General features: G+C 63.6%; 16 protein-coding genes. 8 read left to right on the forward strand and 8 right to left on the reverse strand.

Annotated features, from left to right (window positions below; translation table 11 throughout):
* Positions 1-50 precede the first annotated feature (50 nt).
* Entirely contained in the window at positions 51-1,538 is a 1,488-nt protein-coding gene (locus J2Y68_RS10780) for a SpaH/EbpB family LPXTG-anchored major pilin (RefSeq protein ID WP_309993155.1), read from the forward strand.
* Positions 1,539-1,670: 132 nt separating this feature from the next.
* Entirely contained in the window at positions 1,671-2,627 is a 957-nt protein-coding gene (locus tag J2Y68_RS10785; RefSeq protein ID WP_309993157.1) for a class C sortase, read from the forward strand.
* On the opposite strand, the gene J2Y68_RS10790 is transcribed toward J2Y68_RS10785, so the two are convergent.
* The 4 genes from J2Y68_RS10790 to J2Y68_RS10805 form a co-directional block, all read right to left on the reverse strand.
* Positions 2,624-3,073 carry a hypothetical protein gene (locus J2Y68_RS10790; protein WP_309993159.1) on the reverse strand — a complete coding sequence of 150 codons (450 nt, stop codon included), beginning with the start codon at positions 3,071-3,073 and terminating at the stop codon, positions 2,624-2,626. The two genes, J2Y68_RS10785 and J2Y68_RS10790, sit on opposite strands and share 4 nt — an antisense overlap.
* A gap of 180 nt (positions 3,074-3,253) precedes the next feature.
* Positions 3,254-3,601, reverse strand: a complete 348-nt coding sequence (locus J2Y68_RS10795) for a hypothetical protein (protein WP_309993161.1) — start codon at positions 3,599-3,601, stop codon at positions 3,254-3,256.
* Positions 3,602-3,670: 69 nt separating this feature from the next.
* Positions 3,671-4,255, reverse strand: a complete 585-nt coding sequence (locus J2Y68_RS10800) for a DUF308 domain-containing protein (protein ID WP_309993164.1) — start codon at positions 4,253-4,255, stop codon at positions 3,671-3,673.
* Between the two features lie 9 nt (positions 4,256-4,264).
* Positions 4,265-5,605, reverse strand: a complete 1,341-nt coding sequence (locus J2Y68_RS10805) for an MATE family efflux transporter (protein ID WP_309993167.1) — start codon at positions 5,603-5,605, stop codon at positions 4,265-4,267.
* Between the two features lie 42 nt (positions 5,606-5,647).
* Here J2Y68_RS10805 and J2Y68_RS10810 point away from each other — a divergent pair, with 42 nt between their 5' ends.
* The 3 genes from J2Y68_RS10810 (at position 5,648) to J2Y68_RS10820 (ending at position 7,155) form a co-directional block, all read left to right on the forward strand.
* Entirely contained in the window at positions 5,648-6,244 is a 597-nt protein-coding gene (locus tag J2Y68_RS10810) for an antibiotic biosynthesis monooxygenase (protein ID WP_211710143.1), read from the forward strand.
* A complete protein-coding gene (locus J2Y68_RS10815) occupies positions 6,241-6,651 on the forward strand; it encodes a GNAT family N-acetyltransferase (protein ID WP_309993170.1) in 411 nt (136 codons plus the stop codon). The genes J2Y68_RS10810 and J2Y68_RS10815 overlap by 4 nt, the downstream gene beginning before the upstream one ends.
* A 69-nt stretch (positions 6,652-6,720) precedes the next feature.
* Entirely contained in the window at positions 6,721-7,155 is a 435-nt protein-coding gene (locus tag J2Y68_RS10820; protein ID WP_309993172.1) for a DoxX family protein, read from the forward strand.
* Between the two features lie 143 nt (positions 7,156-7,298).
* Here J2Y68_RS10820 and aztD read toward each other — a convergent pair whose 3' ends face one another.
* The gene (gene aztD / locus J2Y68_RS10825) at positions 7,299-8,612 is read right to left on the reverse strand and encodes a zinc metallochaperone AztD (RefSeq protein ID WP_309993174.1); all 1,314 of its coding nucleotides are present in this window, start codon (positions 8,610-8,612) and stop codon (positions 7,299-7,301) included.
* Positions 8,613-8,690: 78 nt separating this feature from the next.
* On the opposite strand from aztD, the gene J2Y68_RS10830 reads away from it, so the two are divergent.
* The 3 genes from J2Y68_RS10830 (at position 8,691) to J2Y68_RS10840 (ending at position 10,442) form a co-directional block, all read left to right on the forward strand.
* Complete coding sequence (locus tag J2Y68_RS10830) at positions 8,691-9,023, forward strand: PEP-utilizing enzyme (RefSeq protein WP_309993175.1); 333 nt, start codon at positions 8,691-8,693, stop codon at positions 9,021-9,023.
* The gene (locus tag J2Y68_RS10835) at positions 9,020-9,181 is read left to right on the forward strand and encodes a hypothetical protein (RefSeq protein ID WP_309993177.1); all 162 of its coding nucleotides are present in this window, start codon (positions 9,020-9,022) and stop codon (positions 9,179-9,181) included. The genes J2Y68_RS10830 and J2Y68_RS10835 overlap by 4 nt, the downstream gene beginning before the upstream one ends.
* 286 nt (positions 9,182-9,467) lie before the next feature.
* Entirely contained in the window at positions 9,468-10,442 is a 975-nt protein-coding gene (locus tag J2Y68_RS10840; RefSeq protein ID WP_309993180.1) for an acyl-CoA thioesterase, read from the forward strand.
* A 68-nt stretch (positions 10,443-10,510) separates the two neighbouring features.
* Here J2Y68_RS10840 and J2Y68_RS10845 read toward each other — a convergent pair whose 3' ends face one another.
* The 3 genes from J2Y68_RS10845 to J2Y68_RS10855 form a co-directional block, all read right to left on the reverse strand.
* Complete coding sequence (locus J2Y68_RS10845) at positions 10,511-11,164, reverse strand: GntR family transcriptional regulator (protein WP_235518223.1); 654 nt, start codon at positions 11,162-11,164, stop codon at positions 10,511-10,513.
* A 111-nt stretch (positions 11,165-11,275) separates the two neighbouring features.
* A complete protein-coding gene (locus tag J2Y68_RS10850) occupies positions 11,276-12,295 on the reverse strand; it encodes a transketolase family protein (RefSeq protein WP_309993183.1) in 1,020 nt (339 codons plus the stop codon).
* Positions 12,292-13,185 (reverse strand): transketolase, encoded by an 894-nt coding sequence (locus J2Y68_RS10855; RefSeq protein ID WP_309993186.1) that lies wholly within the window; start codon positions 13,183-13,185, stop codon positions 12,292-12,294. Before J2Y68_RS10855 ends, J2Y68_RS10850 begins: the two co-directional genes overlap by 4 nt.
* Positions 13,186-13,234 lie beyond the last annotated feature (49 nt).

Consider the following 13,234-nt stretch of genomic DNA (forward strand, 5'->3'; position numbering starts at 1 on the left):
TGAATGTTCGCTCCAGAGCATCGCACCATCAAAAAAGAAAGAGGATACAAGTGAGTAATCCGCTCTCCCGGCGTCTTTGGAAGACCGCCGCCGCCACCATTGCCGGGGCGGTGTTGGCAATGTCCTTCTCCGTCGCTCCAGCTTCGGCCGCACCGTTGGTTGACGGCACCAAGACCGGTTCCATCACCGTTCACAAGTTCGAGCGGCCCGCCACCCCCACGGGCCTGCCCAACAACGGCACAGCCGTTGACACCACCGGCCTGAAGCCGCTGGCGGGCATCGAATTCACCATCCAGCAGGTCAACACCATCGACCTCTCAACCAACGCAGGGTGGGACAAAGCCAACACCCTGAGCAGCACCTTCTCAGCTGCCAACCCCACAGGTTCCATCACCGGCGCGGGTTACACCTTGGGCACCGCACAGGCCAAGTCCACCGATGCTGCGGGAACCGCCGCTTTCGGCAGCCTGCCGGTCGGCCTGTACCTGGTGACGGAAACCAACTACCCCGCAGGCGTCACGCCGTCGGCCCCGTTCCTGGTCTCCGTACCGTTGACTGATCCGAACAACAAGAACAACTGGATCTATGACGTCAACGTCTACCCCAAGAACTCCGTGACCGGTGCAACGAAGACCGTCACCGACGCTCCGGCCGTCAAGTTTGGCGATGCCGTGAACTTCACCATCACCGGTGACATCCCGAACGAAGCCGTCATCGATGGCTACAAAATCGTGGACAAGCTGGACAGCAAGCTGACCTACGTCGGCGCTACCGCCACACTGGTTGACGGCACGGTTATCACTGCGGGTACCGACTACACCGTTGCCTTCGATGCTGCCACCAACACCGTCTCCATCGTCTTCACCCCGGCCGGTCGCCTGATCCTCGCCGCTCACAACGCCACCAGCGTCCAGGTTGTTGTCAACACCACCGTCAACACCATCGGCGAGATCGAGAACGTTGCTACGGTTTACCCCAACGCAGGCAGCTTCACCGCTACCCCCGGCCAGCCCGGCGGCCCGATTGTCACTCCCCCGGTTGTCACCAAGTGGGGCGAAATGACGCTCAAGAAGGTTGACCAGAACGGTGCAGCCCTGTCCGGCGCTTCCTTCTCCGTCTACGCCAACCAGGCTGACGCGAAGGCCGGCACCAACCCGATCAGCCTTAACGGCAAGACCACCTTCACGGTTGCAGCAGACGGCACCCTGACCCTCTCGGGCCTGCGTTACTCTGACTGGGCCAACGGCGCTGCAGTAGCACCGGGCTCGCCCGACTACCGCACCTACTACCTGGTGGAGACCACCGCACCGGCAGGCTACGAACTGCTCGCCGAGCCGGTTTCCTTCCTGATCAACTCCGCCAGCACCGCGGTGGGAATTGACCTGCAGGTCAAGAACGTACCGTCCAACAGCGGCTTCCAGCTGCCCCTCACCGGTGGTGTGGGAACCGGCGTTCTCTACGCAGCCGGCGCCCTGCTGGTAGTTGGTGCAGGACTGCTGTTCGTCCGCTCACGCCGGAGCGCTGACAACAACAGCTAGAACCTGAGGACCCGCTTCAACGGTCCACAGCACGAACACCGAAGTGGGGAAGAACGCTTACATGCGGTCTTCCCCACTTTGTTTACACCAGTAAGCCCCTGCCAACCCAGCACAAGCCTCCCCAGGATCCCAATGACACAGCCCCCCTTTTCCCGGCTGCAGCCGCAGCGAAAACTCCGCGACGCATGGACCCGGCAGCGCCTCTTCATTGTTGTGGCAGCCATCCTGGGCATCGGTGTTTTGTTGTACCCAACTGCTGCGGCCTGGTTCTCAGACCGGGTTCACGCCACAGAGATCAGCGGCTATGCGGACACGGTCAAGAACCTCGCTCCATCCGCGCAGGAAGCCCTGCTGGAAGAGGCACGCCAGTTCAACAGAGAACTTCCCAACGGACCCCTCCGCGATCCATATTCCCTGAACGACAAGGGTGAGCAAACCGTCGTCGGGGCCGGTTCGGAAGCCTACAAGAAGCTGCTGGATGTCGGGCCCGAGGGAATGATGGGACGTATCAGCATCCCCTCGATCCACGCCGATCTGCCGATATTCCACGACACTGATGACTCCACGCTGGCCAAAGGGGCCGGGCACCTTTTCGGCTCGGGACTGCCTGTGGGCGGAGCGGACACGCACAGCGTGATCACCGCCCACTCCGGCTTCGTCAATGCCACGCTCTTCGACAACCTGGACAAGGTAAAGGAGGGAGACGTCTTCTCCGTTACGGTGCTCGGTGAGACGCTGTACTACAAAGTGGGCCAGATCAAGACGGTTCTGCCCGAGAACACCGACGACCTGCGGAAAGTTCCGGGAAAGGACCTGATCACGCTCGTCACGTGCACACCAAAGGGCATCAACAGCCACCGGTTGCTGGTCCGCGGTGAGCGAATCGATGCGCCTTCGGGCGACGCCGCGCAGTTGGTGCCCAGCCAGGCGCTGGATCCCGGCTTCCCCTGGTGGGCTCTCGGCCTGATCGGCAGCGCCATCTTGATGGTCGTGGTCACCAAACCGCGAAAGGCTCCGTCGGAAGAAGCTGAGGAACCGGAAACCCCGGACACGCCCACCGACGACCTCGCGGATGCCCTGCTGGGCTAAGCCGCACTCTCCGGCCAGGTGACCCGGTCTCCTGCCACCAAGGACATACGTCCGAGGCTCACGTCCCTGCCTGGAATCAGGAGATAGGGCTGAACCAGGCCCAGCGCGAAGCCGGCCAAGTGTTCCAAGGCAAAGTGCATGGCATCACCACCCAGCCCGGCAAGCCGGACATCTGAAACAACGACGGCGGCCCTTAAGTCCTCCCGCTGTGCGGCGAGCGCTTCGTAACATTCCGCGATGACGGACTGGGCCGGTAGGTGCTGATCGGACAACATTGTTTCCGTGGCAAGGTACACGTGTTCACCGTCGTCCTTAATCGCCGCCGCGAACGGATACAGCTCCCCGTAGGCGGTGAGGCAGCGAACGGCGAAAGGTAAGGCCTCGCTAAGCAGGGAATCCACATCATCCTGCGCCGTCTGATCCACGGATTCCCGCCATGAAGCCATCTGTTCCCCCAAGAAACGTCGTCCTGCCGCTTGCCGTGCGGCTCACCCTACCCCCGGCGGTCCTCCAGCGAAATGCCTTGCAGGCTCAGAACGGCGGGGCGGGCACAGTTCCGGCCGGTAAAGGGCAGCGTGGGTGCAACAAGAAACGCTCCCCCACCTCGGTGGAGAAGCGCTTGAAAGTTACCGGCCGGCGTCGGGCGTTTCGGTCTCATCGGGTGAATCGGGTGAACCAGGCGAACCGTGGCCGCGCTTTGAACTGAGGTTCGCACCCGAACCCTTGCCGAGATAGTCGGCGTTCTCTTTGTGGCTCATGGAGAGCATGGCCGCAACAACCAGGCTCACGATGAAGGCGATACCGGCGCCGGTGAAGGCGAGGTCGAACCGCGGAGCCCGTGCGCTGCCGCCCGAAGCGAAGATGAGTACGGCCACGAAGGCCAGTACTGCAAAGAACGCGGAGAACATGAGGGGTCCCTTGACCGAGGTCCGCATCTTGCGCGGTTCTCCTGGTGTCTGGTCTGCCACGGTCATTCCTCCAATGATGGCGGTTGGTGTTCCGCCGGTCTGCAAAAGTTCTACAGCGAGTAGAACGTCCAGCTACTAGTTTACGGCCTCGGGCGAAGCTCCCGGCGCAGAGGCCGTTGCGGACCCAGCGGCACCCGTCCGGGCGTCGTGCCTCAGGGTCAACCCGGAGAGCATCCACAGCACTCCCGAAAGGATGGCGCCGCCGCCGGCCACCCCAAGCAACGCATGGGCCCCCAGCGAGGTGAAGAACGGCAGCAGTACAGCGGTGCCAACGGAAATAATTCCGGAAAAAAGCCAGTCGCGGGCTACCGCGTCCCGCTTGCGGAGGCCGTGGACCAACTCAAGCAGGCCCAGCACCAGCAACGCCAGCATTGCCGATAAAGCCACGCCCGCATCCGACTGGGTGGCCAAGGCGCCTGCACCGCCGGCGGCGACAACCACGGGAACGGCAATCGGCAGGGCCCGCGACAGCCACAGGGCCGCAGCTGTTCCCAGCAGGTACAACCCCACGGCCCAGGAAAGGACCTGCACCGACGGCGAAGCCCAGAAGATAGTGACGGCCCCGAAGATCAGCGCAACCGTGGCACGGATCAGCACGGGTTTCCAGAGCCCGGCCGCAGCGGCAGAAGAAGTCTTGGCGGGAGTTGTTGGGAGAGTCACCCGTCCAGTTTAGTGCGAACCCAGCACCATCCAGCGATCTGTCCTTGCCCGCAATCCCAACGTCACGCCACGGGCCAGCATGTAGCCCAGCGCAAAGGCGGCCCACAGCCACAGCAGCCCCGCCTCGCCGTCGGGCCTTATTTGGTGGATGGCGTACAGCAGCGGCAAGTAAACGGCCAGGTTAACGACGCCGGCAATCGCCAGATAGCGCGCGTCACCGGCGCCAATGAGGACTCCGTCGAGGACGAAGACGTACCCGGCCAGTGGCTGCCCGAGTGCCAGCACCCACAGCGCAACGGTCAAAGCGGACCGGACGCCGGAATCGGCGGTGAAAAGGTAGCCCGCCCAGGGTGCCGCGAGCGCCAGCAAGACCCCTGTGATCACGCCGAATCCGAGGCCCCAGCGGACCATGGTGCGCGTCAGTTCCCGGACCCGGCCAGCGTTCCTGGCACCGAGTTCCTTGCCGACCAGGGCCTGCGCGGCAATTGCCAGTGCGTCGAGGGCGAAGGCGAGGAAGGAAAAGATTGTCATGGCCAACTGGTGCGCTGCCAGGTTGACGGCACCTTGCGCGGTGACCACCAGGACGGTAGCGAGGATGGCGAGGCGCAAGCTGAGCGTTCGAAGCATGAGCCAAGAGCCGACTCTTGTCATCGCCCTGATGCCATGCCAGTCGGGCCGTAGGGACACGCCGTGTTGCCGCGCGTTCCGGCTGACCATCACCAGGTAGACGGCGGCCATGGCCCACTGGGCAATGCTTGTGCCGATCGCCGAACCCGCAACCGACAGGTTCAACCCATAGACAAGGAACCAGTTGAGGGCGATGTTCAGCGCAAACCCCGCCGTTGCTACGAGGAGCGGCGTGCGGGTGTCCTGGAGTCCGCGGAGCACGCCTGTCCCGGCAAAGATCAAGAGCATGGCGGCCAGGCCGGGCATGGACCACCGCAGGTAGTCGACGGCGAATGCGCGCACATCCCCGGTCGCGCCCATGGAACCCACCAGCGGCTCGGCGGCAACAAAGCCAATCGCCGCGAGCGCCAATCCGAGCAGCAGCGCCAGCCAAACGCCGTCGCGCCCTGCTGCCAAAGCCTTCCCCAGCTTGCCGTCGCCGATCGCGCGGGCGACTGCCGGCGTCGTCGAGTACGCCAGGAAGACCATGAGCCCCACGGCGGTGTGCAAAATGGTGGAGGCGAGCCCAACGCCGGCCAGTTGGTCCACACCCAAGTGGCCCACGATCGCGGAGTCGGCCAGGAGGAACAGTGGCTCGGCGATCAGGGCGCCGAAGGCCGGAACCGCCAGGCGCAGGATCTCGCGGGCGTTGGAGCGGGGTGTGATGGTTGTGGTCTCAGGCACTAAACCAGCCTAGTGGGCCACGGGGCGGGTACATTTGAGGCCGTGTCCAACGAGCATCCCGTCACAGTTTCCGTGGCCCGCACTATCCTTCCCGGCTATACGCGGCAGGCAAATGCGTGGGCGCACGCGGGCCAGGAACTTGCGCGTGAATGGCCCGGCTACCTCGGATCCGGGTGGGTGCGAAACGGCGCGGGCTCGAACGAGTGGCACATGCTGTACCGCTTCGCCGACGCAGGCGCGCTGCAGGCTTGGGAAGATTCCGAGGAGCGCCGCTGGTGGATAGACAGCGCCAGGGACATGATGGAGACCACCCGGGTGGAGCGGCACACGGGAATCGAGGGCTGGTTTTCGCGGCCCGGTGATGTTTCGGTGGTGGTCCCCGAGACCGTCGCGCCACCCCGCTGGAAGCAGGCCATCAGCATTTTCCTGCCGTTCTTCCCGCTTAGCCTGTTGGCGAACTTCCTGCTGCACCCTGTGACCCAGCATTGGCCATTGGTCCTCGCGGTACTGCTCAACATCGTCATCCTGACCCCGCTGATGACGTATATCTTCCTGCCGATCACTACCCGTTTGCTTCAACCGTGGCTGCAGAAGCCGCCAAGGAAGCGCCGAATACAAGCCAAAGGGACTGCACGATGACGTACGTTCTTTCCACTGACAAGGACCGCGTGGATCGCGATTGGCTCTGGGCCGAGCTCTCCAACAACGTCTATTGGGCCAGGTGGCGCACGCGGGCGGACGTCGAGGCCCAACTGGAAAACGCCTGGCGGATTGTGGGGGCTTACGACGCCGGGACGGGCGCCATGGTGGGCTACGCGCGGGCGTTTTCCGACGGCGTCGCCATCGCCTACCTCGCCGACGTGTACGTCCACGAGTCCGCCCGGGGCCAGGCCTTGGGCAAAGCGATGGTGGCGGAAATGATCGACGCCGGGCCGGGGGCCAACTTCCGCTGGATGCTGCACATCAGCGACGCCCATGGGCTCTATCGGCAGTTTGGATTCGGCGATCCCGACACCCGGTATTTAGAGCGACCCGAAGTCCGGTAGTTCGCGGTCTTCGTCACAATGGGCCACGATTAGTTGACACTTCAACTTACTTCCATAAGGGTTGAAGATATGAACAAATCCAGCTTGACCACCACAGCCCTGACCATCCTGCGCGTCATAGCAGGATTTCTCTTCGCCGCGCACGGTTGGCAAAAGTTCAACGAATTCACCATCGCCGGCACCCAGGCATCGTTCGCCCAAATGGGAGTTCCGGGCGCGTCCACAGTCGCCCCGATCGTCGCAACCCTCGAACTCGTAGGCGGCATCGCATTGATTATCGGCTTCCTCACGCGCGTCTTTGCTGCCCTTCTGGCGATAGACATGCTCGGCGCACTGTTCCTGGTGCACGCCCCGGCCGGCGTCTTTGTCGCCAACGGCGGGTACGAACTGGTGCTGCTCTTCGCGGGCGCAGCTTTGGCACTCGCACTCGCGGGCGCGGGCAGGATCTCAGCCGACGCCGCACTCTTCGGTCGAAAGGGATCGAAGCTCCGCGTCCTCGCATAAGCCCCGGACGCTCTCTCACGAAACACCCCATTCCCCCGGACGCTCCCTCACTTCCCCAAAGAAAGTGAGAGAGCGTTAGGTGTTTAAGTGGCGGGTCGTGAGAGAGCGTTAGGTGTTTAAGTGGCGGGTCGTGAGAGAGGGTCCTAGCCCGTCACGCCGGTGAGCTCATTCGGGACATGGTGGAGCTTCGCCGATTTGGTCACCTTGCCGGACTTCAGGTCCACAGCGTGAAGTGACTGCGAGGCAGGTTCGGTGACGAACGCCGTCGAACCCTGGACGAAGAGCGTCGGGCGCGGGTCCTGCCATGTTGTGGACTCCTCCCAGGCGGCCACTACGGGGATGGAGGATGTGACGGCGCCGGAGAGAGGGTCGATGACCCGTAGCCCGCCATCCGTACCGAGTACCAGCGCTTCGCCCGCCGGGCCGCGGCCGAGTGAGCGGAAGGAGTAGCTGGTGCCGATGTCCACGAGTTGCAGGCTGGCAGTTTCGGTGTTGACCAAGGAGATCCTGGTGGGCCGCTCGAGCTCGGCCGCCTTGTCCACTTTGTAGTCACCCAGGATCACCGGGGATTTTTCCGAGCCTGCCTGATTTCCCATCCGACCGTAGGCATCGGGGCTGGCGACCTTGGTGATCGCGCCGTCCTTGTAGATCAGCATCCCGTTTTCGCAACCAACCACCACAGCTTCACCCGCGGCTACGGCCTCGCCGTGAACGCCGGGGCATTCCTCGTTACGCACCACTTCAGTGCGATCCTGCCCCTTGCCGACCGTCAGGACTGCGATGCCCGAGCGCCCTTCCTCATTTCCGAGGGTCACCAGCAGCTTGCCGTCCTCCAGCTCAACAGCCACCCCATGGTGCGCCTCCGGCGTGGTGTACACATCCGTCGGAGGCAGCTTTCCATCCTCTACGGCAGCGGCCAGCGCGGAGGTTTCGAAGCTCTCCACTTTGCCCGAGCCGTCATTGAAGAGCACGGTCTTGCCTGCGTGCAACACCACGTGGCCGGCCTTATCCGCCTCAAAGGCCAGCTCGGTCAGCTTGGGGTCTGCCACATAATGATGGCTGTGATCGCCATGCGGCTCGGTCCAGGCGCCTGCGTCGAACAGTCGGAAGGAATCCCCGGTGGACACGAAGACATGCCGCCCGTCGCCGGCAGGATTGAGCCGGTTGAAGCCGGACATTTCCGCACTTCCCACCGGCTCAAGTGACGTTGCGTCCACAACCGAAATGCCGGCGTCGTGCGTGTAGACGAGACGCGGCGCTGGTGCTCCGGCCTCTTTCGCGTTGGGCTCAGGTGATGCTGAAGGCGGCGCGTCACCTGCTGTGCCGGCCGAGCTGCCGGGGCCGGCGCAAGCGGTCAGCAACAGGGCTGAAAGTCCGACGGCGGCAATCGGCACAGCGTATAGGCCACGCCTGAGGGTGGTCGGGGCAGGGGTTTTGAGGGTGAGGTGATAAGGCATGGGTTAAATGATATTGATTCTCATTTAGAGTGCAAACCAGCCTGCCCCTGCCTCTGTTTCGCTGCTACTGTCAACAAGATGCCCACCATCCTCACCGGAGTCGGCGCCAGTACCGGAGTTATCCAAGGACCGGCCCGGCTCATTCACGGACCTGACGAATTCGGCCGCTTCCAAACCGGAGACGTGCTTATTTGCCGCACCACCGATCCCGCCTGGACACCCCTCTTCGGCATGGCCTCAGCCGTTGTCACACAGACCGGCGGAATGCTGTCCCACGCAGCGATTGTGGCCAGGGAGTACGGGATTCCCGCAGTGCTCGGGGTCCGGGACGCGCTCGAAACGCTCATCGACGGAAGCCAACTGGCGGTAGACGGGGCGCGAGGAACTGTCACGGTGGTGGACGGCTCGTGACTCTTCTCACGCTGCATGCAGTACGGCTCCTTGGGTTCGCTGATACGGAGGCAGTAGCGACGCGCTTCGCCCAGGATCGTGCGGTGGTGGAGTCCGAATTAATCGACGCCGGGGTGATTGGTTTCGTTTCGTACAGCACCTTCGCGGGAACCAGCTGATCGGCGCCTCGGCAGCATGGCGTCCACTGGAGGATCAGCTGACCGGTGTGCTGCCTCGATTCGACGGCTACGCCGAGCGCCTGTTGCGAGCACTGAGGAAAGCTCCAGAGAGTACGGCCTGGCTGACTGCCACGGATCGCGATTCGTTTCATCGGGCCTGGTTCGAGCTGCACGAGGATCTGATTGCGACCCTGGGTCTCCAGCGCACCTGATGCGTCTGGTCGCTGCGACAGCCGGGATTGACTCAGTCACGTAACAGAAACCTTCCGACAGTAAACTTCGGAACATGAGCGATGATGCCGCCAATTCAGTGACCCTCCGCTTCCTCGCGGCACCCACCGACGTCGGACACAGCGGGTCGGTCGACGCCGGCACCGTCCTCGAGTGGGTGGACAAAGCGGCGTACGCCGCGGCGGTTGGGTGGGCCAAGTCCTACTGCGTCACGGCCTACGTGGGCAACATCCACTTCACCGATCCGGTGAACAGCGGAGACATGGTGGAAGTAACCTCCACGATTGTTTACACGGGCCGCTCCTCCATGCACATCCACACCGTGGTCAGCTCGCGCGACCCCAAGGGCGGTCCGGAGACGATGCACAGCCAATGCATGGTGATCTTCGTAGCGGTGGGTCCGGACGGCAAGCCGATTCCCGTCCCCCAGTTTGAGCCGTCCACTCCTGAAGAGGTCGAGCAACGGGACCACGCACTGGCACGCATCGAGGTCCGCGAGCAGATCGTCAACGCGATGAACGCACAGGAATATACCGACGCCGGGACCGCCGAGCGCGTCACCCTGCGGTTCATGGCGTCCCCCACTGATGTGAACTGGGGCGGCAAGGTCCACGGCGGCATCGTCATGAAGTGGATCGACGAAGCCGCCTACGTGTGCGCCTCGCGATACTGCGGCAAAGATACTGTGGCCGTGTTCTCAGGCGGCGTTCGCTTCTACAGGCCGCTGCTGATCGGTCATGTCGTGGAGGTCGAAGCGCGACTTGTCTACACCGGTGCCAAGGGCATGCACGTCGCCGTCCACGTCCGTTCCGGTGATCCGAAGACCCGCGAAATGAACCTGACCACGTACTGCCTCACGGTGATGGTGGCACGCGACGAAACGGGAACCTCGGTGCCCATTCCAGCATGGGTGCCGGTGTCTGACGAGGACAAGAAGTTGCACGCCCACGCCCGTGAACTGCTGGAAATCCGTGGCCGGGCTCCGGGAAACCGTCTGCCGGATCACCTGCTGAAGGCCGCCGGCGCCTAAGCCCGTCGCTGCCCCGCTCCTACGTCGTTGCCCAACAACGGCAAAGCGGGTTAGGAACGCGCTAGAGCTCAGCCGACCAAATTCTCCGCGGCACCATCCATGTGCGCGATGATCGTCTCCCGTGCCTTGGCCGCATTCCCGGTCTCAATGGCGGCGACAATGTCGTGATGCCGCCCGACACTCATGTTCCGGGTTGCGCGTTCCAACCCGGCGAACATGATGGACATCCGGATGGAACCCTCCAAGGATTCCCACGAGTGCAGCAGGGTTTCGTTACCGGACAGGCGGCAGAGCGTGCGGTGGAACTCGAGGTCGGATTCGATCCGCTCCTCCAGGGACGATTTGGCGGCCTTTTCCATGGTGTCGACGGCGGCACGCAACTCTGCCAGCGCGGCCTCCTTGTCCGGCATGTCGCTCAAGGTCCGGGCAGCCAGCGATTCCAGGACGCCGCGGACGGCGAAGATGTCCCGGATTTCCTTGACGTCCAGGTGCCGGACGGACATCCGGCCGCGCGCCCCGGCCGAAATGAGGCCTTCCTGTTCCAGCTGGCGCAGGGCTTCCCGGAGCGTGCCGCGGCTGATCTGGAGCATCTCCGACAGCTCGGTTTCCACGAGGTGCCGCCCGGGTTCGAGTTCACCACTCGTGATGGCGGTCCGCAGTGCTGCGAGCGCCTGTTCGCGCAGGCTCTTCTTCTCAAGTCCCAGCAGGGATGCGGTGGCCATGGTGTGTCCTCGGTTCTATGGGCGACTGCTGACAGTCCGGTGTTAACTGTCGATACTACGGGCAGGAGTGCGGGACGGGCAGTCATGGCCGTCCCGCATTCCCAAAGAAACTCAGCCGAGTTCCGCCAGCACCTTGGCCACGATCCGGTCCACGGACAGGCCGTACCGTTCGTGCAGCGTAGGCAGCGCGCCGGCGTCGAGGAACTGGTCCGGAAGGCCGATGGGCACCACACGCTTCCCGAGACCGGCGGTGACGACGGCGGATGCAACGGTTTCAAACAGACCGCCAACAACCGTGTGGTTCTCCAGCGTGACGGCAAGACGGTCCGTGTTCAGTTCTGCCAGCACGGTGGCGGCGTCGAAGGGTTTGATGGTGGGAGTGTGCACCACGGCCACATCCACGTTGTGCTTCGCCAACGCATCCGCCGCCTGCAAGGCACGCATGGTCATCAGGCCGGACGATACAAAGACGACGTCGTTCCCGCCGCGCAGGACCTTGGCTTTGCCGAGCTCGAACGTGTAGTCGTACTCGTCCAGCACTGTGGGCACGTTCCCTCGGAGCAGGCGCAGGTACGTCGGCCCTTCAGATGCAGCGAGTTGGGGAACTGCCTGCTCGATGTCCACGGAATCGCAGGGGTCCACGATGGTCAGGTTGGGCATGCCGCGGAAGATCGCCATGTCCTCGGTGGCCTGGTGGCTGGGGCCATAGCCCGTGGTGAGCCCGGGCAAACCGCCGATGATGTTGACGTTCAGGTTCGGTTCGGCGATGTCCAGGCAAAGGAAGTCGTAGGCGCGTCGGGCGGCGAAAACCGAGTAGGTGGAGGCGAACGGGATCAGTCCGGTTTCCGCCATGCCCGCCGCGGCTCCGAACAGCAGCTGCTCGGCCATCCCCATCTGGAAGAAGCGCTCCGGGAACGCCTTGGCGAAGATATGCATGTCCGTGTATTTGCCCAGGTCAGCGGTCAAACCCACGATCTTCGGATTAGCTTCCGCTGCGGCAACGAGCGCGTGCCCGAAAGGAGCGGATGTGGTCTTCTGCCCGGGGTCCGCGAAAGACGCGATCATGGCCGAGGTCTTCAGCTTCGGCTTCCCAATCGAAACTGCGGCAGCCGCCGTCGTAACTGTGCTCATGCTGAAGCCGTCCCTTCGTATCCTGCGGTCAGCTGGTCGCGGCAGATCTGCCACTCGTTTTCTTCGATGCGCATGAAGTGCGCCTTTTCCCGGGTTTCCAGGAGCGGGACGCCCCGCCCCACCTTGGTGTCGCAGAGGATCACGGACGGTCGCCCGACCGGACCGGAAACTGAGGCGATGTTGTCGAACGCCGCCAGCAGCGCACCGACGTCGTTCCCGTCCACGCGCTGGGTGAACCAGCCGAACGATTCCCACTTCTCGGTGACCGGTTCGGTGCGCAGCACCGTGTTGGTTGCACCATCGGCCTGCAGGGCGTTGATGTCCACCATGGCGGTCAGGTTGCCCAGTTGGTGGTGGTGCGCACCCATGGCGGCTTCCCACGTGGAGCCCTCATCAAGTTCACCGTCGGAAAGGAAGTTGATGACACGGGATGCGGAGCCCTGAAGACGCAGCCCCAAGGCCATGCCGACGGCGATGGTCAGGCCGTGCCCCAGCGAACCTCCGGAGATTTCCATGCCGGGCGTATAGGTGGACATGCCTGACATGGGCAGGCGGGAGTCATCGGAGCCGTACGTTTCGAGTTCGGCCACCGGAACGATCCCGGCTTCAGCCAGCGCTGCGTAGTGCCCGATCGCGTAGTGCCCGGTGGAGAGCAGGAACCTGTCGCGGCCCTCCCAGTGCGGGTCTTCGGCTCGGTAATTAAGTTGGTCGGCGTAAACGGAGGCGAGCATGTCCGCCGCTCCGAGCGCCTGGCCAACGTAGCCCTGGCCTTGGACCTCACCCATGTTCAGGGCGTGGTGCCGGATGCGGTAGGCGGCGGCACGGATTCGACCTATGCGCTCCTGCGTGGGAGCGGAAACGGCGGCCGTTTCAACTGATGAGAGAGTCATTGGATTCCTTCCGGAGTCGGGCGCGTGCCGATGGGGAGAACGCGCCCGA

The sequence above is a fragment of the Paenarthrobacter nitroguajacolicus genome, from assembly GCF_031455195.1.
Lineage (GTDB): Bacteria > Actinomycetota > Actinomycetes > Actinomycetales > Micrococcaceae > Arthrobacter > Arthrobacter nitroguajacolicus_D.

What these genes read in the sequence shown, in the direction of transcription:
- J2Y68_RS10815 (WP_309993170.1), top strand. Translation starts at nt 6,241, where the DNA reads ATGACGTACGTTCTTTCCACTGACAAGGACCGCGTGGATCGCGATTGG.
- J2Y68_RS10855 (WP_309993186.1), bottom strand. Translation starts at nt 13,185, where the DNA reads ATGACTCTCTCATCAGTTGAAACGGCCGCCGTTTCCGCTCCCACGCAG.
- J2Y68_RS10845 (WP_235518223.1), bottom strand. Translation starts at nt 11,164, where the DNA reads ATGGCCACCGCATCCCTGCTGGGACTTGAGAAGAAGAGCCTGCGCGAA.
- J2Y68_RS10790 (WP_309993159.1), bottom strand. Translation starts at nt 3,073, where the DNA reads ATGGCTTCATGGCGGGAATCCGTGGATCAGACGGCGCAGGATGATGTG.
- J2Y68_RS10830 (WP_309993175.1), top strand. Translation starts at nt 8,691, where the DNA reads ATGCCCACCATCCTCACCGGAGTCGGCGCCAGTACCGGAGTTATCCAA.
- J2Y68_RS10785 (WP_309993157.1), top strand. Translation starts at nt 1,671, where the DNA reads ATGACACAGCCCCCCTTTTCCCGGCTGCAGCCGCAGCGAAAACTCCGC.
- aztD (WP_309993174.1), bottom strand. Translation starts at nt 8,612, where the DNA reads ATGCCTTATCACCTCACCCTCAAAACCCCTGCCCCGACCACCCTCAGG.
- J2Y68_RS10820 (WP_309993172.1), top strand. Translation starts at nt 6,721, where the DNA reads ATGAACAAATCCAGCTTGACCACCACAGCCCTGACCATCCTGCGCGTC.
- J2Y68_RS10840 (WP_309993180.1), top strand. Translation starts at nt 9,468, where the DNA reads ATGAGCGATGATGCCGCCAATTCAGTGACCCTCCGCTTCCTCGCGGCA.
- J2Y68_RS10850 (WP_309993183.1), bottom strand. Translation starts at nt 12,295, where the DNA reads ATGAGCACAGTTACGACGGCGGCTGCCGCAGTTTCGATTGGGAAGCCG.
- J2Y68_RS10795 (WP_309993161.1), bottom strand. Translation starts at nt 3,601, where the DNA reads ATGACCGTGGCAGACCAGACACCAGGAGAACCGCGCAAGATGCGGACC.